This is a genomic window from Pantoea sp. GM_Pan_3 (assembly GCF_026541045.1).
In the GTDB taxonomy this organism is placed as follows: Bacteria; Pseudomonadota; Gammaproteobacteria; order Enterobacterales; family Enterobacteriaceae; genus Pantoea; species Pantoea anthophila.
This window is the reverse complement of sequence record NZ_JALNVA010000006.1, coordinates 1-20898: the sequence shown is the minus strand read 5'-3', so window position 1 is coordinate 20898 and position 20898 is coordinate 1. Positions and strand designations below refer to the sequence as shown.

The window sequence follows — 20898 nt, the reverse complement described above, 5'->3', positions numbered from 1 at the left end:
GTTACAGTTTACGTTTGCAGCAATTGTACCCATCCAATCCGGAGGCTACTGTGTCCCTTGCTCCCTCTTCCGATCAGCGTCTTTATCAGCAGCTGGCGGACAGCTTCGCTGAGGCTATCCACCAGGGCACGCTGAAACCGGGCAAACGCCTGCCAGCGATCCGGCGTGTCGCTCAGTCCCATCAGGTCAGTGTGAATACGGTGCTGAATGCCTGGCAGCTGCTGGAAGATCGCGGTCTGATTGAGGCTCGCCCGCAGTCGGGCTACTACGTGCGCGGCGTGCTGCCCGCCGTGACCCGTCACGGTGAGCATAAGACCCGGGTACGCGACCCCGGCAGCGGTAAACTCGACCTGATTGATAAGGTGTTTGCCGCACAGAACCATCCCGACTACATCAATATCTCGCTGGCCTGCCCGCAGGACAGTGAACTTTTCCCTGCGACCCGCATCGCCCGGATCACGGCTTCACTGCTGCGCCGTCATCCCAATCTGATCGGGCGCTATGCGCTTCCGCCCGGTAGTGAGCGCTTACGGGAGGAGATTGCGCGCCGGGCGCTGCACGCCGGACAGCGGCTGACCGCCGATGAGATCACCCTCACCCACGGCTGCATGGAAGCCCTGCAGCTGGCATTACGTGCGGTCACGCAGCCCGGCGACTGTGTCGGGCTGGAGTCGCCGACCTACTTCTTCCTGTTTCCACTGCTGGCGTCGCTGGGCCTTAAAGCGCTGGAAATCCCCACCGATCCGCAGCATGGCCTGTCGCTGGATGCGCTGGAGATGCTGCTGCAGGAGCAGCGCATCAAGGCACTGATTGCCATGCCCGGTGTGCAGAACCCGCTGGGCTGCGGCATGTCGCTGGCAAACAAGAAGCGGCTGGCAAAGTTAGTGAATACTTACCACGTTCCGCTGATCGAGGATGGACTGTATGACGAGTTGCAGTTCGACTGGCCCCTCTCGCCCGCTGTGAAAGCGTTTGATCGCGATGGCTGGGTGATCTACTGCACCAGCTTCACCAAAACCGTGGCACCCGACTTCCGGATTGGCTGGACCGCTGCCGGTCGTTTTCACGACGCGATTGCCCGGCTCAAAGCGGTTTCGTCGATGGCTGAATCGGCCCTGCTGTCAGAAACACTGGCGGAGTTTCTTGCGTCCGGCGGTTACGATCACCACCTGCGCACCCTGCGCCGTCGCTACGCAGCCAATCTGGATGAGGCGCGGGGACTGATCGCCCGCTACTTCCCGCAGGGCACCCGCGCCACGCTGCCGCGCGGAGGATTCGTCTTCTGGGTCGAATTACCCGGCAACGTGAAGACCACGGAGATGTTTGACCGATTGCTGCAGGAGCAGATCTGCGTCACGCCTGGCGCGCTCTATTCCCTGAGCGAGCGTTACAACCATGCGCTGCGTCTCTCCTGCTGTTATCCGTTTGATGCGCGCTATAGCCGGGCGATTCAGCGCGCCGGAGAGATTGCCTGTGAACTGTCAGGACTACCGGCTTGCGAGGCTCAGGGCGTCCCGTTGCGGCCCCAGACAGTGTAACCACGCCGTTCGGTCAGGCGCTCGTAATAGGTGCGAACCGCCGGATAATCGGGATGCTCAAGCGGCGTCTCAAACCAGCGGTTTACCGCCAGACCAATCGGAATGTCGGCCAGGGTGAAATTGCGTCCGGCAACGTAGCGACCGGTTTTTTCCAGCTGCTGATTAAGGATGCTCATGGTGTGCGCCCAGCCTTTGCAGGCCGCTGCCAGCAGGCGCGGATCCTGATGAGCCGGAGAGTTTCTTACCAGCGACATGAAAGCGTAGCGCCAGGAGGTATTCAGTTCTGTGGCCTGCCAGTCCATCCACTGATCGACCGGTGCACGCGCCTGCGGATTGGGCGGATAAAGCCACTCGCCGCCATAGGCATTCGCCAGATAGCGCAGGATGGCGTTAGATTCCCAGATGACCAGGTCATCATCTTTCAGCACCGGCACCATCGCATTCGGATTGAGTGCCATGAACTCCGGCAGATGCGTGGAGCGAAAACCGTCACCCCACTCTTCGCGCTGGTAATCCAGATCCAGCTCGTCACACAGCCATAATACTTTGCGCACGTTGATTGAGGAGGCGCGTCCCAGGATCGTTAGCATGCAGAGTCTCCGGTAGAATCTTTAACTTATTGATAACGCTGTTAGCTGTTATAAGCAATCATCTGGCAGAGAAAAGGCCACCCTGAACACCCTCAGTAAGGAGTCACCATGCAGGTCGCGTTTAAGCAAGTCGATGTGTTTACCTCATCAGCCTTTAACGGCAATCCGCTGGCGGTCATTATGGATGCGCAGGGGTTAAGCGACAGCCAGCTGGCCGCCATTGCCCGCTGGACTAACCTGTCGGAGACCACCTTTGTGCTGCCGCCTGAGCATGCGGAAGCTGACTATCGGGTGCGCATTTTTACCGTTGAAGGCGAGCTGCCGTTTGCCGGTCATCCCACGCTGGGTACGGCGCACGCCCTGCTGGAGGCCGGCTGGCCAACCCGCACACCCGGCGAGATTGTGCAGGAGTGCGGCGTCGGTAACGTCACGGTGAAGATTAATGAGATGGGTGAACTGGCGTTTGCCGCCCCGGCTGCCACGCTGACACCCTGGCAGGATGGGCTGATGGCGAAAGCGTTAAACAGCGAGGCTTTCGATCTGACGCAAAGCCCGACGGTGGTTGATATGGGTATCCGCTGGCTGCTGGTACCGATGACCAGCGCCGACGCGGTGCTGGCGCTGCAGCCCAGCGTCAGCGAACTCGATCGTCTGCTTAAACAGGCGGACGTATCGGGGATAATGGTATTTGGTCGCCTGCCGCAGGGAGAAGAGGAGCAGTATGAAGTACGCGCCCTGCTGGTCGAAAAGGGCAGCCTGACCGAAGATCCGGTGACGGGCAGTGCCAACGCCTGTCTGGCGCGTTACTTTGCCATGGCGGGACAGACTACGGGCTATCGTGTGCGTCAGGGCACGGCGCTGCAGCGTGCCGGTCGGGTAAACGTGACCTTCGATAGTGGCACGATCTGGATTGGCGGCCATACCGTCACCGTCATCGACGGCACAATCGCGCTGTAAGGCTGGCGGCATCGGCGGGCCACGATGCCGCCGGGGGTTAAATGCCCTGCCCGCCTGAGGCTTCGATGCGCTGCGCGGTGATCCAGCCGGTTTCATCACTGAGAATCGCACTGATGGCATCGCCGATGTCATCCGGTAATCCCACCCGGCCCAGCGCCGTCAGTGCAGCAATCTGATCGTTAATCTCCCGGGTGTCACGCACCCGGCCTCCGCCGAAGTCCGTTTCTATCGCCCCGGGTGCCAGAATATTGACCCGAATCCGTCTCGCCCCCAGCTCCTTCGCCTGATAGCGGGTCAGCACCTCCATCGCCCCTTTCATCGATGCATAGGTCGCAGAGCCCGGATAGACCAGCCGGGTCAGACCGCTGGAGATGTTCAGGATGCGGCCTCCGTCGTTGATCAGCGGCAGCAGCTTCTGGGTCAGAAAGTAGGGACCCTTGAAATGGACATTCACCAGGGCGTCAAATTCCGCCTCCGTGGTATTGGTAAACGGCTTATAGTGACCGTGCCCGGCGTTGTTCACTAAATAGTCAAAGCGATCCCGCTGCCACTGCTGCTGCAGGGCCTCTTTCACCTGCCCGACAAAGCGATCAAACTGACCGGTGTCGCCGACATCCAGCGCCAGCGCCACTGCACGCCGTCCCATCGCCTCAATCTCTTTGACAACCGCCTGAGCCTCATCGGCATGAGTGCGGTAGGTCAGAATGATATCGGTGCCTCTGGCAGCCAGTTTTAACGCGCCGTTACGGCCTAAACCGCGATTTGCACCGGTAATTAACGCAACTTTCTGATTCATCTCTCACACCTGTTGAAAAGTTGAACACGTGTTAAGGATATTCGCGAATTATTGATCTATAAACAGTGTAAAAAGCGCATCACTGTTTCAATAAAAACAACAATCGGTGAACAACATGGACAAAATTCACGCAATGCAGGTTTTTGTGCGGGTGGCCGAAATGGGCAGTTTTACCCGCGCGGCAGAGAGTTTAGGCGTGCCTAAAGGCAGCGTATCGCGGCAGATACAGGCGCTGGAGAATCAAATGGCAACCCGTTTGCTGCATCGCACCACGCGCCGGGTGCAACTGACTCAGGATGGACTGGTCTATTACGATCGCTGTCTGGACCTGCTGTCGATGATTGACGATATGGACAGTCTGTTCCAGCACGATCCCGCCACGCTCAGCGGCAAGCTGCGGGTCGATATGTCCGTCGCGATGGCGACCGGTTTTATCCTTCCCCGCCTGCCGGAATTTTTGCAGCACTACCCTGGCGTAGAGATTGAACTGAGCAGCAGTGACCGTCAGGTGGATGTGATCCGGGAAGGCTTTGACTGTGTTATCCGGGTCGGCGAGCTGAAGGATTCGGGACTGATCGCGCGAAAAATTGGCACCCACACCTTGATCAACTGCGCCAGCCCTGGCTACCTTTCGCGTTTCGGGATGCCAGTCCGGCTGGAGGAGCTGTCGCAGCATGCGATGGTCCACTACAGCCAGCAGCTGGGCCAGGCCGCACCGGGTTTTGAATATTTTGATGGCAGGCAGTGCCACTATGTTCACACCGGCGGCGCGGTAACCGTGAACAGCACCGAAACCTACCGCGCCGCCTGTCTGGCTGGATTAGGCATTATTCAGGTGCCGGCGGCCGGCATTCAGCCCCTGCTGGAAAACGGCGAGCTGGTCGAGGTGCTGCATCGCTTCCCTGCCAGGCCCATGCCGATCCACCTGCTCTATCCGCACCGGCGCAATGTGGCGCGTCGCGTGCGGGTTTTTATGGAGTGGCTGAGTCAGGTGCTGCAGGAGTACGTCACCTGAGCGACTATACTCTGATTTTAATGACAAACAGGACAGTGAAGGTCTATGACAGACAAGCAGGAACATTCGCAGGAAACACAGCCAGAGAAACCGCTTATCGACATTAAAACCGGCAATCAGACCGTGGACCAGTCGATTGTCCGCGTGTCGCGTTTTGCCGCCTGGTTTCAGGCCATTCCGGCGGTGGCGCATTTTATCCGTGCCCTTGAGCGCTTTAACGACCGGCTCGGCAGCCAGTTTGGTGCGGCCATTACCTATTTCTCATTTTTATCGCTGATCCCGATTCTGATGGTGTCGTTTGCCGCTGTGGGTTTTGTACTCGCCTCCAATCCGGATCTGCTGACCGATATCATCAATAAGATCGTCAGCAGCATCAGCGACCCGACGCTGGCGACCACGCTGAAGAATACGGTGAATACCGCCATTCAGCAGCGCGCCACGGTGGGGATCTCCGGTTTACTGCTGGCGCTCTATTCCGGTCTGAACTGGATGGGGAATCTGCGGGAAGCCATTCGCGCCCAGTCGCGCGACGTCTGGGAACGCAATCCTGATGACCAGGAGAAGATCTGGAAACGCTACATCCGCGATTTCCTGTCGCTGACCGGCCTGATGCTGGCCCTGATCATTACGCTTTCGCTGACCTCAGTGGCGGGGTCTGCCCAGGCGACCATCGTGAGCGCCCTGGGGCTGGATGGCATCGACTGGTTGCGGCCTGCGATGACCATTATCGCCACCTCGATTTCTGTGCTGGCTAACTACCTGCTGTTTCTCTGGATTTTCTGGATCCTGCCACGACATAAGCCACGCAAGAAGGCGCTGTTCCGCGGGACGCTGCTGGCGGCCATCGGTTTTGAGGTGATCAAGTTTGTCATGACGCTGACCCTGCCAAAGCTGGCAACCTCCCCTTCAGGCGCGGCCTTTGGTTCCGTGCTCGGCCTGATGGCGTTCTTCTACTTCTTCGCCCGTCTGACGCTGTTCTGTGCGGCATGGATCGCCACAGCTAAATATAAAGACGATCCGCAGATGCCTGAAGCGGGCAGCGCAGCACGACGCAAAACGTCCTGATCTGTTAACAACAGCGGAAAACACCTCCCCTCGGCTATTTTTTATCCAGATAACAGGATGAATAGCTGAGGGGTCACTTTTATTTAGCCCTTTCACAGAGTATCCCGCCAGATATCGTCCGGTTTACCCCGGTATCACCCGGCATTCGCCGCACCACAGAAATTATCCTCTTTTTGCCCGCTGAAGCCAGGCGCGGCGCGGGTTTTCGCCATTGAATGCGGTCAGTCAGGTGCGTAAGATTCTTTGTCTGTATTTACAAATAAGAAACAGTTATGCAAGCCTCCCTCTCAGACACACTCGACAAACAGCAGGACCCCGCACCGGTTAACTCACGCAGTAAAGTGGTGATAGCCTCACTGGTCGGCACGGCCATCGAATTCTTCGACTTTTATATTTATGCCACGGCTGCGGTGATTGTTTTTCCCCATATTTTCTTCCCGCAGGGTGATGCCACCGTCGCCACACTACAGTCGCTCGCCACCTTCGCTATCGCCTTTATTGCACGTCCGATTGGCTCTGCCCTGTTTGGTCACTTTGGCGACCGCGTGGGCCGTAAGGCCACCCTGGTTGCCTCGCTGCTGACCATGGGGATCTCCACCGTGGTGATTGGCCTGCTGCCGGGCTATGAAACCATTGGTGTGATGGCGCCGCTGCTGCTGGCGCTGGCGCGTTTTGGTCAGGGGCTGGGCCTGGGCGGCGAATGGGGTGGCGCAGCGCTGCTGGCAACGGAAAATGCTCCGGCGAAGAAGCGTGCGCTCTATGGCTCCTTCCCGCAGCTGGGCGCGCCGATCGGCTTTTTCTTTGCTAACGGCACCTTTCTGCTGCTCTCGTGGCTGCTGACTGACGAGCAGTTTATGCAGTGGGGCTGGCGCGTTCCCTTCATTCTCTCTGCCGTACTGGTGCTGATTGGCCTCTATGTGCGCGTTTCGCTGCATGAAAGTCCGGTGTTTGCCAAAGTGCAGAAAGAGCAGAAGCAGGTTCGGGTACCGATTGCGGCGCTGCTGAGCAGGCACCTGACTGCCACCATTCTCGGCACCTTTATCATGCTGGCGACCTATACGCTGTTCTATATCATGACGGTCTATTCAATGAGTTACGGCACCACGCCAGCGCCAGCGGGTCTGGGCATTCCGCGTAACAGTATGCTGTGGATGCTGATGCTGGCAGTCATTGGCTTTGGCGTGATGGTGCCGATTGCGGGCGTGCTGGCGGATCGCTTTGGTCGTCGCAAGACTATGATTACCATCACGCTGATGATTATCGCATTTTCGTTCCTGTTCCCGTCGATGCTCGGTTCGGGTTCACAGGCGCTGGTGATGGCGTTCCTGCTGCTGGGTCTGAGCATTATGGGGCTGACGTTTGGCCCGATGGGCGCACTGCTGCCGGAGCTGTTTCCGACCGAAGTGCGTTATACCGGTGCCTCGTTCTCCTACAATCTCTCCTCGATTCTGGGTGCCTCGGTTGCGCCTTACATCGCGACCTGGCTGAATGCCAGTTACGGCTTACAGGCGGTAGGATTCTATCTGGCGTCGATGGCGGTGCTGACACTGATTGCGTTGCTCGCCTGTAAAGAGACGCGTCACCAGACGCTGTATGACGTGTAGTCCTGTAGGATGAAGGTCAGTAAAACCCGGCAGATGCCGGGTTTTTTTATGGGTTGGGTTTAGTCAATCTAAGGCAGCTTAGGGAACATACTTTGACCCTGAGGAGTTCAAAAACATCGCCTTATGGTCAGGCTACCGGCTCAGGGAGCATACGCCCTGCGCAAAGACGCAAAAGACGCCATCCGTGGCGGGCTCAGCGCGGGCCATCCCTGGCCCGCTATGCTTTGCTACAGGCGTATGCTCCCATCGCTTTAAGTTGATTGGCTGTCTGTTTGAAGATCCTGCATCGTGCTAATGGGCAGGGTTATTCTGGCAGCAATGTAGAAGCTTAAGGGCACAGGGAACACGGTCAGAAGAGGAAGGCGTCCCGCCGCCCGGATAAAAACGCCGGGAGCGTTTTTGAACAACGCAACGCGTTGGCCCGTTTACGGGCGCACCTCAGGGATGAGGTGCGTAATCGCGCGGGCCGAGCGGCCAGGGATTGGCTTAAGCGCCTTTCCGCTCTGACCGTGTTACCTGTGCAGGCTCGGTCTCATAGCGAAGCAGGCAGTGCAGGCACCGTTCCACCAGCGAACTTCTCAGACAGTGTTCACAAACAAAAAACCCCGGCAAGCCGGGGTTTGTTTTGCTGAAAACGGGAGTGCCGCTTATCAGCCTGCGACAGCGATACGCTTCATGTCGGTCATGTAGCCACGCAGTTTGCGGCCCACGATTTCAATCGGATGCTGGCGAACCGCTTCGTTGACGTCACGCAGCTGCGCGTTGTCTACCTGCGTTCCCTCAATGGCTTTACCCAGGTCGCCTGGCTGCAGCGTGGTCATGAACTCTTTCAGCAGCGGTACAGCCGCGAAGGAGAACAGGTAGTTACCATATTCGGCGGTATCCGAGATAACCACGTTCATTTCGTACAGACGCTTACGGGCAATGGTGTTAGCAATCAGCGGCAGCTCGTGCAGGGATTCATAGTAAGCAGACTCTTCGATGATGCCCGCATCAACCATGGTTTCAAACGCCAGCTCCACGCCCGCTTTGACCATGGCGACCATAACGACACCTTTGTCGTAGTACTCCTGCTCGTCGATCTTACCTTCAAACTGTGGCGCATTTTCAAACGCAGTTTTACCGGTCTCTTCACGCCAGGTGAGCAGGTTTTTGTCGTCGTTCGCCCAGTCAGCCATCATACCGGAAGAGAATTCACCCGAGATGATGTCATCCATGTGCTTCTGGAACAGCGGAGCCATGATGGTTTTCAGCTGCTCAGACAGCGCGTATGCACGGATTTTTGCCGGATTTGAGAGGCGATCCATCATCAGGGTGATGCCGCCGAACTTCAGCGATTCGGTGATGGTTTCCCAGCCGAACTGAATCAGTTTTTCGGTGTAAGCCGCGTCATGACCTTCCGCCACCAGCTTGTCGAAGCAGAGCAGTGAACCCGCCTGCAGCATGCCACACAGAATGGTCTGCTCACCCATCAGGTCAGATTTGACCTCTGCCACGAAAGAGGATTCCAGCACGCCAGCACGATCGCCACCGGTTGCAGCTGCCCAGGCTTTAGCAATCGCCATGCCTTCGCCTTTTGGATCATTTTCCGGGTGAACAGCGATCAGGGTCGGAACACCGAAGCCACGCTTATACTCTTCACGCACTTCTGTACCCGGACACTTCGGTGCCACCATGACGACAGTGATATCTTTGCGAATGCTCTCGCCCACTTCAACGATGTTGAAGCCGTGTGAGTAGCCCAGCGCAGCGCCATCTTTCATCAACGGCTGAACAGCCTGAACCACCGCGGAGTGCTGTTTGTCTGGCGTCAGGTTTACCACCAGGTCCGCCTGCGGGATCAGCTCTTCGTAGGTTCCCACTTTGAAACCGTTATCGGTCGCTTTGCGCCATGAAGGGCGTTTCTCAGCAATCGCTTCAGCACGCAGTGCATAGGCGACATCCAGACCGGAATCACGCATGTTCAGACCCTGGTTCAGGCCCTGTGCGCCACAGCCAACGATAACGACTTTTTTGCCCTTCAGGAAACTCGCACCATCTGCGAACTCATCGCGCGCCATGAAACGACATTTGCCTAATTGCGCCAGCTGATTGCGCAGATTCAGTGTGTTGAAATAGTTAGCCATGGGTACTCCGGTAAGTTGTGTTTGCTTTTTTTGTTCAGGAACGGCGTGTCATGCAGCGCCGCGAATGACCCCATCATATGACAGGAATTCTGTTGCTTAAATTGATATATTAACAACGTCACATTGCAATAAATGCAACACCACCCAGAGGCGACGCGCACATGGATTTACGGGATCTGAAACTGTTTCTTCATCTGGCAGAAAGCTGCCACTTCGGGCGCAGCGCGCGTGCTATGCACGTCAGCCCTTCCACGCTGTCACGCCAGATCCAGCGGCTTGAAGAGGATGTCGGCCATGCGCTGTTTCTGCGTGATAACCGTACCGTCACGCTGACGGAGGCGGGTGAGCGCCTGCGTCAGTTTGCCCAGCAGACGCTGCTGCAGTATCAGCAATTGCGTCATGTCATGGATCTCAATGGTCCGTCACTCAGCGGCGAGCTGCGGCTGTTCTGCTCGGTAACGGCGGCCTACAGCCATCTGCCGCCCATCCTCGACCGCTTTCGCGCCGAACATCCGCAGGTGGAAATTAAACTGAATACCGGCGATGCCGCAGATGCGCTGGAAAAAGTTCACTCCGGTGATGCCGATCTGGCGATTGCCGGACGCCCTGAAACGCTGCCAGCCAGCATTGATTTTATGCCACTGGGGCTGATCCCGCTGGTCCTGATTGCGCCCGCCTTACCCTGTGCCGTTCGCACTCAGGCTACACAGCCACAGCCAGACTGGGCACAGATTCCGTTTATTCTGCCGGACCAGGGCCCGGCACGGCGGCGTATCGATCTCTGGTTCCGCCGCCATCGCATTCCTAACCCGCTGATTTACGCCACAGTGTCGGGGCATGAAGCGATTGTCTCAATGGTGGCGCTGGGATGCGGCATCGCGTTGCTGCCGCATGTGGTGCTGGAAAACAGCCCGGAACCGGTGCGTAACCGCGTGATGATGCTGGAAAATGTTGAATCGGTCGCGCCGTTTGAACTCGGCATCTGCGTACAAAAAAAGCGGCTCGGTGAGCCGCTGATCAGTGCCTTCTGGAGCCAGCTGTAATCAGCTGCCTGACAGGAAGAAGCGGAACGCCGGGTTCTGGCTTTCATCATGAAAGTCATAGCCCAGATCGGTGAGATGCTCTTCGAAACGCGGCTCATCGCTGCCCAGTTCAAAGGCCGCCAGCACGCGGCCATAATCAGTGCCGTGGCTGCGGTAGTGAAACAGCGAGATATTCCAGTGCGTGCCAAGCGTCTGCAGAAACTTCAGCAACGCGCCGGGTGCCTCCGGAAATTCAAAGCTGAAAAGCCGTTCACGCAGCGGTTTGGAAGGTCGTCCGCCCACCATGTAACGCACGTGCAGCTTTGCCATCTCATCATCAGAGAGATCGACCACCTGATAGCCGCCGTGGGTCAGTTCGCTGATAATCTCGCTGCGCTCCTCGACGCCACGGGTCAGCCTGACACCAACAAAGATGCAGGCTTTATCTGCGTCAGCGTAGCGGTAGTTGAACTCCGTGATGGCACGCCCGCCCAGCGTCTGGCAGAAGCGTAAAAAGCTCCCCTGCTGTTCCGGGATGGTCACAGCCAGCAGCGCCTCACGCTGTTCGCCCAGCTCGCAGCGCTCAGAGACATATCGCAGGCCGTGAAAATTGACGTTGGCCCCGGATAAGACATGCGCCAGCCGTTCGCCTTTGATCTCATGCTGCTGGATATACTTCTTCATGCCCGCCAGCGCCAGCGCCCCGGAAGGCTCCGCCACGGCACGGACATCTTCGAACAGATCCTTCATTGCTGCGCAGATGGCATCGCTGTCGACGGTGATGATGTCGTCAAGATACGCTTTGCACAGGCGGAAGGTCTCGCTGCCGATACGCTTCACCGCCACACCTTCGGCAAACAGCCCGACGCGGGGCAGATCGACCGGATGACCTGCCTCCAGCGCCGCCTTCAGACAGGCTGAATCTTCTGACTCCACCGCAATCACTTTGATTTGCGGCATCAGCTGTTTAATCAGCACCGCCACACCGGCTGCCAGACCGCCCCCGCCAACCGGAACAAAGACCCGATCCAGATGCGCATCCTGCTGCAGCAGCTCCATCGCCAGCGTGCCCTGTCCGGCAATCACTGCAGGATGGTCAAACGGTGGCACGAAGGTGTAGCCGCGCTGTTCCGACAGTTCGATCGCTTTGGCTTTCGCCTCATCAAAGTTGGCACCAAACAGGTAAGCCTCACCGCCAAACGCGCGCACCGCATCCACCTTGATATCGGCTGTCGCCAGCGGCATCACGATCAGTGACTTAATGCCCAGCTTGCTGGCGGAGAGCGCCACGCCCTGTGCATGGTTACCGGCGGAGGCCGTTACCACGCCGCGCGCTTTCTGCTCTTCGTTCAGGCCGGCAATCATCGCGTAAGCACCGCGCAGCTTGAAGCTGTGCACCGGCTGGCGATCTTCCCGCTTCACCAGAATGGTGTTGCCAAGACGCGATGATATTTTTTCCATCTTCTGCAGCGGCGTTACCTGTGCGACTTCGTACACCGGTGAACGCAACACTGCGCGCAAATACTCGGCGCCGCAGGGTGCGTCGGGTAGCGGTTGAGACTCGGCCATGGTCAGCCTCCCAGCTTGCTCTTATCGCGGACAGCGCCTTTATCAGCACTGGTCGCAAGTGAGGCGTAAGCACGCAGCGCGAACGAGACTTCACGCTGACGATTGATCGGCGTATAGGCCGCATCGCCACGTGCCTGCTGCTCTTCACGGCGGGCGTGCAGTTCATTATCCGGCACGGCAAGTCTGATGCCGCGGTTCGGGATGTCGATCTCAATGGTGTCGCCATCTTTCACCAGCGCAATGGTGCCGCCGTTTGCCGCTTCAGGTGAGGCGTGACCGATAGAGAGACCAGAGGTGCCACCAGAGAAACGACCGTCGGTGATCAGGGCGCAGCTTTTGCCCAGTCCCATCGATTTCAGATAGGTGGTCGGATAGAGCATCTCCTGCATACCCGGCCCGCCTTTTGGCCCTTCGTAGCGGATCACGACCACGTCGCCCGCCACCACTTTGCCGCCCAGGATCGCTTCAACAGCATCATCCTGACTTTCGTAGACTTTAGCCGGGCCGGTGAAGGTCAGGATCTCTTTGTCTACGCCTGCGGTTTTAACGATACAGCCATCTTCTGCGATGTTGCCGTAGAGTACGGCCAGACCACCATCCTGCGAATAGGCGTTTTCGCGGGTACGGATACAGCCTTCAGCACGGTCATCATCCAGCGTGTCCCAGCGGCAGCTCTGCGAGAATGCCTGGGTGGTACGGATGCCCGCCGGACCGGCACGGAACATCTCTTTTACCGCCTGATCGCTGGTCAGCATGATGTCGTACTGATCGAGCGTTTCACGCATCGTCTGCTGCAGGATATTTCGGGCGCTGCTGTCGAACAGACCTGCGCGATCCAGCTCGCCGAGAATCGCGTAAACACCACCCGCGCGATGCACATCTTCCATGTGGTATTTCGGGGTACTTGGCGCGACTTTACAGAGCTGAGGCACTTTGCGTGACAGGCGATCGATGTCAGAGATATTGAAGTCGATATCGCCTTCCTGCGCGGCTGCCAGCAGGTGCAGTACGGTATTAGTGGAACCGCCCATGGCGATATCCAGCGTCATGGCGTTTTCGAAAGCGGCCTTGTTGGCGATGCTCCGCGGCAGCACGTTGACGTCATCCTGTTCATAGTAACGTTTGGTCAGGCTGACGATGCGCTTACCGGCGTTGATGAACAGCTCTTTACGATCGGCGTGGGTGGCCAGCAGGGAGCCGTTGCCTGGCTGCGACAGGCCGAGTGCTTCGGTCAGGCAGTTCATTGAGTTCGCGGTAAACATGCCTGAGCAGGAGCCGCAGGTCGGACAGGCAGAGCGTTCGATCTGCTCACTGTCGGCGTCGCTGACGTTCGGGTTGGCACCCTGAATCATCGCATCCACCAGATCCAGCTTGATGATCTGGTCAGAAAGCTTGGTTTTACCGGCTTCCATCGGTCCGCCTGAAACGAAGATCACCGGGATATTGAGGCGCAGTGACGCCATCAGCATCCCCGGCGTGATTTTGTCGCAGTTGGAGATACAGACCATGGCGTCGGCGCAGTGTGCGTTCACCATGTACTCGACCGAGTCAGCAATCAGTTCGCGCGAAGGCAGTGAATACAGCATGCCGCCATGACCCATGGCAATACCGTCATCCACCGCGATCGTGTTGAACTCTTTAGCCACACCGCCTGATGCTTCGATCTGTTCGGCGACCAGTTTACCAAGGTCACGCAGGTGAACGTGGCCCGGGACAAATTGGGTGAATGAGTTAACCACAGCGATAATCGGCTTACCGAAATCGTCATCGGTCATTCCTGTCGCGCGCCATAAGGCACGGGCACCCGCCATATTACGGCCGTGGGTGGTGGTGGCGGAACGGTACTTAGGCATGCTCTATTTACTCCAGTAAGAAAAAGCTCGCGGACGTCAGATGACGTCCGCGCTGTATCTGATTATGGATTAACCGGATCTAACCAGCCCCATTTGTCTTCGGTTTCGCCGGTGAACAGACCAAAGAAGGCCTGCTGGATGCGTTTGGTCACCGGGCCACATTTGCCTTCGCCCACCTGAATACGGTCAACGCTGCGCACCGGGGTAATTTCTGCAGCGGTACCAGACATAAACACTTCATCAGCCAGATAGAGGGATTCACGCGACAGGGTCTGCTCGCGCACTTCAATGCCCATATCACGCGCCAGGGTGATGATGGCATCACGGGTGATGCCCGGCAGAGCGGAAGAGGTGAATGGCGGGGTAAAGAGCACGCCATCTTTAACTTCAAACAGGTTTTCGCCCGCACCTTCTGAGATCAGGCCATTGGTATCCAGCGCGATACCTTCCTGATAGCCATGACGACGGGCTTCGCTGCCCACCAGCAGTGAGGAGAGGTAGTTACCGCCCGCTTTTGCGGCAGTTGGCAGGGTATTCGGCGCCACACGGCTCCAGGAGGAGACCATCGCATCAATGCCGTTTTCCAGAGCTTCCGCACCCAGGTACGCGCCCCACGGGAAGGCTGCAATGATCACGTCGGTGGTAAAGCCATCTGGCGGGTTCACGCCCAGGCCCACATCGCCCACGAAGGCCAGCGGACGGATATAAGCACTTTTCAGTTTGTTCACGCGGATGACTTCGCGGCACGCTTCCATCAGCTCATCAACGCTGCTTTTAATCGGGAAACGGTAGATTTTGGCGGAGTCGTGCAGACGTTGCATGTGTTCACGGTGGCGGAACACAACCGGTCCTTTGTGAGAGTCGTAGCAGCGGACGCCTTCAAACACCGACGTGCCATAGTGCAACGCGTGGGACATGACGCTGACCTTCGCCTCTTCCCACTTAACCATCTCGCCATTGAACCAAATAAAGTCTGCTTTCTTCGTGCTCATTGTTATTCCCTCTCGCGGCTAGGCGCGGATTTGTTGTGTTGTCTGTTGTTGAATCTGAACGCATGCAACGTCAATCAATTTACTTAACTGCGAAGACAGTAAATCGACGGAGCGCTGGCTGGCAACGGTCATTTCAATATTAATGTTTTCCGCGTTGGCGACTGAGGCCATGTTCATAGAACAGACCTGAAAACCGCGGTGGCGCACGACGCGTAAAATGCGCTCCAATATTTCAGGGCGGAAGCGGGCTTCGATAGACAATTGATGCTGGTTCATACGGTTTTCTCCATCATGTTTGCATTGCTGGCACCCGGCGGTACCAGTGGCCAGACGTTTTCATGCTCATCAATTGCAACATGCAGGAAGTAAGGACCTTCGCTGTTCAGCAGAGCATCAAGTGCGGCGTCGACCTGATCTTTACGGGTAATGCGCTGGCCGGGAATATTGAAAGCGCTGGCCAGCGTGAGGAAGTCGGGATTGTCAGAGAGATTGGTTTCGCTGTAGCGACCGTCGAAGAAGAGCTGCTGCCACTGACGCACCATGCCCAGACGCTGGTTATCCAGCAGCACGATTTTGACCGGCAGCTTTCCGCGCTTAATGGTGCCCAGCTCCTGAATATTCATCATGATTGAGCCGTCGCCCGAGACGCAGATTACCGTATCTTCCGGACGGGCGACCTGTGCACCGATGGCGGCAGGCAAACCAAAGCCCATCGTGCCTAAGCCGCTGGAGGTGATGAAGTTCTCCGGCGCGCTGAAGGCCATATGCTGGGCCGTCCACATCTGGTGCTGTCCGACATCGGTGGTGACCACCGCGCTGTCCGGTTTGCGCTCGGAGAGCTGCTTCAGCAGCAGCGGTGCATAGATTGCCTCGCCTGGATGATCGTAGCGCCAGGCGTGACTGGCCTTGAGTGCCTTCACCTCGTCGCGCCAGGCGTCGATGTGCAAAGGCTGACTCAGCGCGGGCAGCAGCGCGTTGAGATCGCCCTGCAGTGAGACGTGCGCGCGACGTAACTTATTTAACTCTGCGGGGTCGATGTCGAGATGAATCACGCTGGCGTGCGGCGCAAAGGTATCCAGCTTGCCGGTCACCCGATCGTCAAAACGGGCACCGACCGCAATCAGCAGGTCACACGCCTGAACAGCATAGTTAGCGGCTTTGGTGCCATGCATCCCCAGCATGCCCAGATAAACCTCGCTCTGCGCATCGACGCTGCCCAGACCTTTCAGGGTCGCAACGGCAGGGATGCCGGTTTCTGCTGCGAATGCACGCAGTGCCGGAACCGCCTGCGCCATGCCCACGCCTCCGCCAACATAGAGCATCGGTTTTCTGGCCTGGGTCATTATTGCCCGCGCCTCGCGGATAGCATGATGCGGCAGCGACTCTTCCTCCTCAACCGAAACCAGATGCGGCGCGGGTTCCCCCTGCGCAATCTGAATATCTTTGGGAATATCAACCAGTACCGGCCCCGGACGCCCTGCCTGCGCCATGGCAAAAGCCTCAGCCATGATAGCGGGCAGCTCATCCAGTGACTCAACCAGGAAGCTATGTTTGGTGCAGGCCAGGGACAGTCCCAGCACGTCGATCTCCTGGAAAGCGTCAGTACCGATAAACGCAGACGAGACCTGACCGGTTACCGCAACGATCGGCACGGAGTCCATCATGGCATCAGCCAGACCGGTGATCAGGTTGGTAGCGCCGGGGCCGGAGGTGGCAATACAGACACCGGTTTTGCCGGTGGAGCGCGCATAGCCAATCGCGGCCATAACCGCCCCCTGCTCATGACGGCACAGTAGGTGTTCCACGCCGCCATCGTATAGCGCGTCGTATACCGGCATGATGGCGCCGCCAGGGTAACCAAATACGGTATCAACACCCTGCGCGCGTAAAGCCTGAACTACCCACTGAGCACCTGTCATCGCTATTCTCCTGTGTCCTGACGGGAACAACAGAATTTTATGCTACTGTTCATTGTTTGTTCCTTGCAGATTTACTGATATTTCCCCGGGTCGAAAAAAAACCCCCGGACCTTTCGGTGCGGGGGTTTTTTCGGATTCGAGGCTTGATTTTTAAGCCTTTCTTTCTCCAAGCGTTGCCCCGCACGGTAGGTTAATAACCACCACCACGCTAATCACGACCAGGCTAATCACTTGTAGAAGGGCTTTCATGTGTTGTTCAATTCTTTTACGTGTTCGAAGTAATGCCTACAGAGTTATCATAGTCAGGGGCCATAACACAACTTTTTTTGCAGGTTTTTTTTAGCGCGGGAGATTAAATCCCGTCCTATCAATTTGTAATACAAGTAATAATTACAAGATGATAAATATTCATCACTTTACTGACGTAATGATGTTCTGCTGAATTTACGTGCAGTTTCGCAGCACGATGAGAGTCAGTGAAAGTGACCTCAATTTCTTGTGCAGTGCGTCGGAATCGTCAGAAGGCGTACTCGCTTTCCTTTTGGGTGCTGATCAGACTGATGGCAACAAGGAGTGAGTATGTCATTGTCTAAAGTTCTGACCCGCGCAGCATTAGGCGTGGAAGCGCCGCTGGTGACCATTGAGGCTCACATCAGTAATGGCCTGCCTGCACTGACGCTGGTGGGTCTGCCTGAAACCACGGTCAAAGAGGCGCGTGAGCGGGTTCGCAGCGCCATTATCAACAGCGGTTTTACCTTCCCGGCCAGACGGGTCACCATCAATCTGGCTCCAGCGGATTTACCCAAAGAGGGCGGGCGCTATGACCTGCCCATGGCAATTGCCATTCTGGTCGCCTCAGAGCAGCTTCCTGCGGATAAGCTGATGCACTTTGAGTTTCTGGGTGAACTGGCGCTGGATGGCGCGCTATGTGCCGTTCAGGGGGCAATTCCTGCGGCCATGATGGCCCTTCAGGCTGGACGACAGCTGGTTCTCTCTGCGGAAAATCAGCGTGACGCCGGGCTGATTCGTGAGGGAGCGTCACTGGTCGCCGCTCACCTCAGTGAGGTCTGCGCTTTTCTCCGTGATGCACTGACATTATCACCGGCTCCCTACCCTGAGCATCAGCATGCCACGCCTGGTGACGATCTCGCGGATATCATCGGTCAGCAGCAGGGGCGCAGAGCACTGGAGATCACCGCGGCGGGCGGGCATAACCTGTTGCTGATTGGGCCGCCTGGCACCGGCAAAACGATGCTCGCAACCCGTCTGCCTGGCATCATGCCCGCCTTAAGCGACCAGGAAGCGCTGGAGTGTGCGGCGATAGCCAGCCTGATAAACAGCACTGCCCTGCACCGACAGTGGCGCAGCCGGCCTTTCAGGTCGCCTCATCACAGCGCGTCTCTCTATGCTCTGGTTGGCGGAGGGTCACTGCCGCGGCCCGGAGAGATCTCCCTGGCGCATAATGGCGTGCTGTTTCTGGATGAATTACCGGAATTTGACCGCAGGGTGCTGGATTCACTGCGTGAGCCACTGGAGTCAGGCCTCATCGCCATTTCGCGAGCCCGGGCAAAGGTCACGTTCCCGGCACGGTTTCAGCTGATTGCTGCCATGAATCCCGGGCCAAGCGGGCATTATCAGGGACAGCACAATCGCTGCTCGCCTCAGCAGATCCTGCGTTATCTCAGTAAGTTATCAGGCCCGTTTCTGGATCGCTTTGATCTTTCGCTGGAGGTGCCGCTGTTGCCCGGTGGCATGCTCAGCGGTCAGCGACCGGCCGCAGAAAGCTCTGAGCAGGTTCGTCAGCGGGTCGTTGCGGCGCGAGCGATCCAGCTCGCCCGCGCAGGTAAAATTAACGCGCATCTGAATAATGCGGAAATCCTGCGCTGGTGCCAGCCTGAAAAAGAGGATGCCGAATGGCTGGAGTCTGTGCTGGAAAAACTGGGGTTATCTGTGCGAGCCTGGCAGCGAATTTTAAAGGTGGCGCGCACCGTGGCCGATCTGGCCGGAGAGAAAGAGATTACCCGCCTCCATCTGCAGGAGGCGGTCAGCTATCGCGCGATTGATCGATTAATGATCCATTTGCATAACAGCCTGCAATAAAAAAGGGGCTCTCGCCCCTTTCTGTTAATCGTCGCTGTCGCTGTAGTCTTCAACGGTGTCCATCTGCGGCTTACCGCCAGACAGCGTGTGAAAACGCTTAGGACGCTTGATGCGGGTCATATACTTTGACCATACACGCTCAGCTTCCGTCTGCGGCTCACGCACGCCACGACACACTTCGATAAACAAACGTTCTTCTTCTGTTGCAGGCTCACGCTTCGATAAATCCAGCTCATTAAAGGCGAAACCGTGGCGTTCCAGAAGCTGGGCTTCTTTAATAGTAAAGTCACCGTGGCGTGAGAAACCACGCGGGTAATGTTTGTTATCAAAGAAACGATTCTCTGTTAAGAAGCTTTCCGCCATGTTACACGCTCCTGATTCTCTAATGCCGTGCTGTTAATGGCGCGGAGTATTAGATAGGCTTGACAGAGTGTAAAACAAAACATTTAAATCTATACGACAAACAATTTTTGGGAGCGCGTTGTGGATACGGAATTACTGAAAACTTTCCTTGAAGTGAGCAGAACACGTCATTTCGGGCGTGCTGCTGAAGCCCTTTACCTTACGCAATCTGCTGTCAGTTTTCGCATCCGTCAGCTGGAGAATCAGCTCGGCGTTAACCTTTTTACCCGGCATCGCAACAACATACGTCTGACTGCCGCCGGGGAGCGACTGCTTCCTTATGCGGAAAGCCTGATGAGCACCTGGATAATGGCGAAGAAAGAGGTTTCTCATACTGAGCAGCACCATGAGCTCTCGATAGGTGCCAGCGCATCGCTCTGGGAGGCCTATCTGACGCCCTGGCTTCAGACGCTGTATGAGAATCGTGAGAGCCTGCATTTAGAAGCACGCGTGGCGCAGCGGCATTTGCTGGTTAAGCAGCTTCATGAGCGTCAGCTGGATCTGTTGATTACCACTGAAGCGCCTAAGATGGATGAATTAACCAGCCAGCAGATTGGCCATATTTCGCTGGCACTGTTCTGTGCCCGCCAGAGTGAAAAGCGCGAAAAGTATGACTACATCAAGCTGGAGTGGGGAGCCGATTTCCATCAGCATCAGAGTTACCTTTCTGGCGCTGATGATGTACCGGTGCTGACCACGACATCGGCACATGTCACCCGTGAACTGCTCTGCACGACGGGTGCATGCGCGTTTCTGCCAGACTTCTGGCAAAGCGTATACAGTGAACTGATGGTGATGCCGGACGCACCGGTCGCCGTTCGTCCGCTTTATGCGGTCTGGTTGCAGAACAGCGATCAGCAGGCGCATATCCGTCAGCTGCTTAAATACCCGATTCTGGTCAGGCAAAACAGCTGAAATAGCAGGCAGGCGTGCAGAAAGAAGAGATCAGAGACCAGTTATATTTAGCTGGTTTTTCTTTTTTGCTTTTTTATAAGCAAAAAAAAATCCTTTGCCGAAGCAAAGGATCGTTTTCTGGCAGGGGCGGAGGGACTCGAACCCCCAACACCCGGTTTTGGAGACCGGTGCTCTACCAATTGAACTACGCCCCTAAATAGGGTGGCGGAACGGACGGGGCTCGAACCCGCGACCCCCTGCGTGACAGGCAGGTATTCTAACCAACTGAACTACCGCTCCACCGATTCTGTACTGAGGTCCGCTTGCGCTGACCTCAGGTATTTCGCCCGCTCCGCGTCACCGGAGTGGTCACGACCAGCGTACTGGTCTTAAATTGATGCCTGGCAGTTCCCTACTCTCGCATGGGGAGGCCCCACACTACCATCGGCGCTACGG

The 20898-nt window shown here is 57.0% G+C and carries 18 protein-coding genes and 2 tRNA genes; 8 read left to right on the top strand and 12 right to left on the bottom strand.

Features of this window, described 5'->3' with window-relative positions:
* Positions 1–50 precede the first annotated feature (50 nt).
* Positions 51–1538 carry a PLP-dependent aminotransferase family protein gene (locus OXR04_RS16670; protein ID WP_267372111.1) on the top strand — a complete coding sequence of 496 codons (1488 nt, stop codon included), beginning with the start codon at positions 51–53 and terminating at the stop codon, positions 1536–1538.
* Here OXR04_RS16670 and OXR04_RS16665 read toward each other — a convergent pair.
* Positions 1505–2128, bottom strand: coding sequence for a glutathione S-transferase (locus OXR04_RS16665; RefSeq protein WP_009087970.1), 624 nt, complete (start codon positions 2126–2128; stop codon positions 1505–1507). The genes OXR04_RS16670 and OXR04_RS16665 overlap by 34 nt on opposite strands.
* A 108-nt stretch (positions 2129–2236) precedes the next feature.
* On the opposite strand from OXR04_RS16665, the gene OXR04_RS16660 reads away from it, so the two are divergent.
* Positions 2237–3085 (top strand): PhzF family phenazine biosynthesis protein, encoded by an 849-nt coding sequence (locus OXR04_RS16660; RefSeq protein ID WP_267372109.1) that lies wholly within the window; start codon positions 2237–2239, stop codon positions 3083–3085.
* A 37-nt stretch (positions 3086–3122) separates the two neighbouring features.
* On the opposite strand, the gene OXR04_RS16655 is transcribed toward OXR04_RS16660, so the two are convergent.
* On the bottom strand, positions 3123–3881 hold the full coding sequence (locus OXR04_RS16655) for an SDR family oxidoreductase (protein WP_267372108.1): 759 nt from the start codon (positions 3879–3881) through the stop codon (positions 3123–3125).
* Between the two features lie 115 nt (positions 3882–3996).
* Here OXR04_RS16655 and OXR04_RS16650 point away from each other — a divergent pair, with 115 nt between their 5' ends.
* The 3 genes from OXR04_RS16650 (at position 3997) to OXR04_RS16640 (ending at position 7565) form a co-directional block, all read left to right on the top strand.
* Positions 3997–4896: a LysR family transcriptional regulator gene (locus OXR04_RS16650; protein WP_009087975.1), complete on the top strand. Its 900-nt coding sequence runs from the start codon at positions 3997–3999 to the stop codon at positions 4894–4896.
* A 45-nt stretch (positions 4897–4941) separates the two neighbouring features.
* The gene (yhjD, locus tag OXR04_RS16645; RefSeq protein ID WP_267372107.1) at positions 4942–5961 is read left to right on the top strand and encodes an inner membrane protein YhjD; all 1020 of its coding nucleotides are present in this window, start codon (positions 4942–4944) and stop codon (positions 5959–5961) included.
* 272 nt (positions 5962–6233) lie between these two features.
* Positions 6234–7565 carry an MFS transporter gene (locus OXR04_RS16640; protein ID WP_267372106.1) on the top strand — a complete coding sequence of 444 codons (1332 nt, stop codon included), beginning with the start codon at positions 6234–6236 and terminating at the stop codon, positions 7563–7565.
* Between the two features lie 650 nt (positions 7566–8215).
* Here OXR04_RS16640 and ilvC read toward each other — a convergent pair.
* Entirely contained in the window at positions 8216–9691 is a 1476-nt protein-coding gene (gene ilvC / locus OXR04_RS16635) for a ketol-acid reductoisomerase (protein ID WP_046100812.1), read from the bottom strand.
* Between the two features lie 161 nt (positions 9692–9852).
* Between ilvC and ilvY the strand changes: the two genes are divergently transcribed.
* Entirely contained in the window at positions 9853–10734 is an 882-nt protein-coding gene (gene ilvY / locus OXR04_RS16630) for an HTH-type transcriptional activator IlvY (RefSeq protein WP_009087982.1), read from the top strand.
* On the opposite strand, the gene ilvA is transcribed toward ilvY, so the two are convergent.
* From ilvA to ilvL, 6 genes are all read right to left on the bottom strand, one after another.
* The gene (ilvA, locus tag OXR04_RS16625; RefSeq protein WP_111207821.1) at positions 10735–12282 is read right to left on the bottom strand and encodes a threonine ammonia-lyase, biosynthetic; all 1548 of its coding nucleotides are present in this window, start codon (positions 12280–12282) and stop codon (positions 10735–10737) included.
* A gap of 2 nt (positions 12283–12284) precedes the next feature.
* Positions 12285–14135, bottom strand: coding sequence for a dihydroxy-acid dehydratase (ilvD, locus tag OXR04_RS16620; RefSeq protein WP_009087985.1), 1851 nt, complete (start codon positions 14133–14135; stop codon positions 12285–12287).
* Positions 14136–14197: 62 nt separating this feature from the next.
* The gene (locus OXR04_RS16615; RefSeq protein ID WP_009087986.1) at positions 14198–15127 is read right to left on the bottom strand and encodes a branched-chain amino acid transaminase; all 930 of its coding nucleotides are present in this window, start codon (positions 15125–15127) and stop codon (positions 14198–14200) included.
* An 18-nt stretch (positions 15128–15145) separates the two neighbouring features.
* Entirely contained in the window at positions 15146–15403 is a 258-nt protein-coding gene (ilvM, locus tag OXR04_RS16610; protein WP_008926359.1) for an acetolactate synthase 2 small subunit, read from the bottom strand.
* A complete protein-coding gene (gene ilvG, locus OXR04_RS16605) occupies positions 15400–17046 on the bottom strand; it encodes an acetolactate synthase 2 catalytic subunit (RefSeq protein ID WP_267372101.1) in 1647 nt (548 codons plus the stop codon). Before ilvG ends, ilvM begins: the two co-directional genes overlap by 4 nt.
* Positions 17047–17196: 150 nt before the next feature.
* Positions 17197–17295, bottom strand: a complete 99-nt coding sequence (gene ilvL, locus OXR04_RS16600; protein ID WP_072101316.1) for an ilv operon leader peptide — start codon at positions 17293–17295, stop codon at positions 17197–17199.
* A gap of 330 nt (positions 17296–17625) precedes the next feature.
* On the opposite strand from ilvL, the gene OXR04_RS16595 reads away from it, so the two are divergent.
* A complete protein-coding gene (locus OXR04_RS16595) occupies positions 17626–19146 on the top strand; it encodes a YifB family Mg chelatase-like AAA ATPase (protein WP_267372099.1) in 1521 nt (506 codons plus the stop codon).
* Positions 19147–19170: 24 nt separating this feature from the next.
* Here the strand turns inward: OXR04_RS16595 and OXR04_RS16590 are convergent, their stop codons facing one another.
* Positions 19171–19509, bottom strand: coding sequence for a DUF413 domain-containing protein (locus OXR04_RS16590; RefSeq protein WP_009087989.1), 339 nt, complete (start codon positions 19507–19509; stop codon positions 19171–19173).
* A 120-nt stretch (positions 19510–19629) separates the two neighbouring features.
* Between OXR04_RS16590 and hdfR the strand changes: the two genes are divergently transcribed.
* Positions 19630–20463, top strand: a complete 834-nt coding sequence (gene hdfR, locus OXR04_RS16585; RefSeq protein ID WP_267372096.1) for an HTH-type transcriptional regulator HdfR — start codon at positions 19630–19632, stop codon at positions 20461–20463.
* A 118-nt stretch (positions 20464–20581) separates the two neighbouring features.
* Here hdfR and OXR04_RS16580 read toward each other — a convergent pair.
* Positions 20582–20657: transfer RNA gene (locus tag OXR04_RS16580), tRNA-Trp, on the bottom strand.
* 8 nt (positions 20658–20665) lie between these two features.
* Positions 20666–20742: transfer RNA gene (locus OXR04_RS16575), tRNA-Asp, on the bottom strand.
* Between the last annotated feature and the right edge of the window lie 156 nt (positions 20743–20898).

Coding starts and splice junctions, on each gene's coding strand:
- OXR04_RS16615 (WP_009087986.1), bottom strand. CDS start 15,127: ATGAGCACGAAGAAAGCAGACTTTATTTGGTTCAATGGCGAGATGGTT.
- OXR04_RS16595 (WP_267372099.1), top strand. CDS start 17,626: ATGTCATTGTCTAAAGTTCTGACCCGCGCAGCATTAGGCGTGGAAGCG.
- ilvC (WP_046100812.1), bottom strand. CDS start 9,691: ATGGCTAACTATTTCAACACACTGAATCTGCGCAATCAGCTGGCGCAA.
- OXR04_RS16590 (WP_009087989.1), bottom strand. CDS start 19,509: ATGGCGGAAAGCTTCTTAACAGAGAATCGTTTCTTTGATAACAAACAT.
- yhjD (WP_267372107.1), top strand. CDS start 4,942: ATGACAGACAAGCAGGAACATTCGCAGGAAACACAGCCAGAGAAACCG.
- OXR04_RS16665 (WP_009087970.1), bottom strand. CDS start 2,128: ATGCTAACGATCCTGGGACGCGCCTCCTCAATCAACGTGCGCAAAGTA.
- OXR04_RS16640 (WP_267372106.1), top strand. CDS start 6,234: ATGCAAGCCTCCCTCTCAGACACACTCGACAAACAGCAGGACCCCGCA.
- ilvM (WP_008926359.1), bottom strand. CDS start 15,403: ATGAACCAGCATCAATTGTCTATCGAAGCCCGCTTCCGCCCTGAAATA.
- OXR04_RS16655 (WP_267372108.1), bottom strand. CDS start 3,881: ATGAATCAGAAAGTTGCGTTAATTACCGGTGCAAATCGCGGTTTAGGC.
- ilvA (WP_111207821.1), bottom strand. CDS start 12,282: ATGGCCGAGTCTCAACCGCTACCCGACGCACCCTGCGGCGCCGAGTAT.
- ilvL (WP_072101316.1), bottom strand. CDS start 17,295: ATGAAAGCCCTTCTACAAGTGATTAGCCTGGTCGTGATTAGCGTGGTG.
- OXR04_RS16650 (WP_009087975.1), top strand. CDS start 3,997: ATGGACAAAATTCACGCAATGCAGGTTTTTGTGCGGGTGGCCGAAATG.
- ilvG (WP_267372101.1), bottom strand. CDS start 17,046: ATGACAGGTGCTCAGTGGGTAGTTCAGGCTTTACGCGCGCAGGGTGTT.
- ilvY (WP_009087982.1), top strand. CDS start 9,853: ATGGATTTACGGGATCTGAAACTGTTTCTTCATCTGGCAGAAAGCTGC.
- ilvD (WP_009087985.1), bottom strand. CDS start 14,135: ATGCCTAAGTACCGTTCCGCCACCACCACCCACGGCCGTAATATGGCG.
- OXR04_RS16660 (WP_267372109.1), top strand. CDS start 2,237: ATGCAGGTCGCGTTTAAGCAAGTCGATGTGTTTACCTCATCAGCCTTT.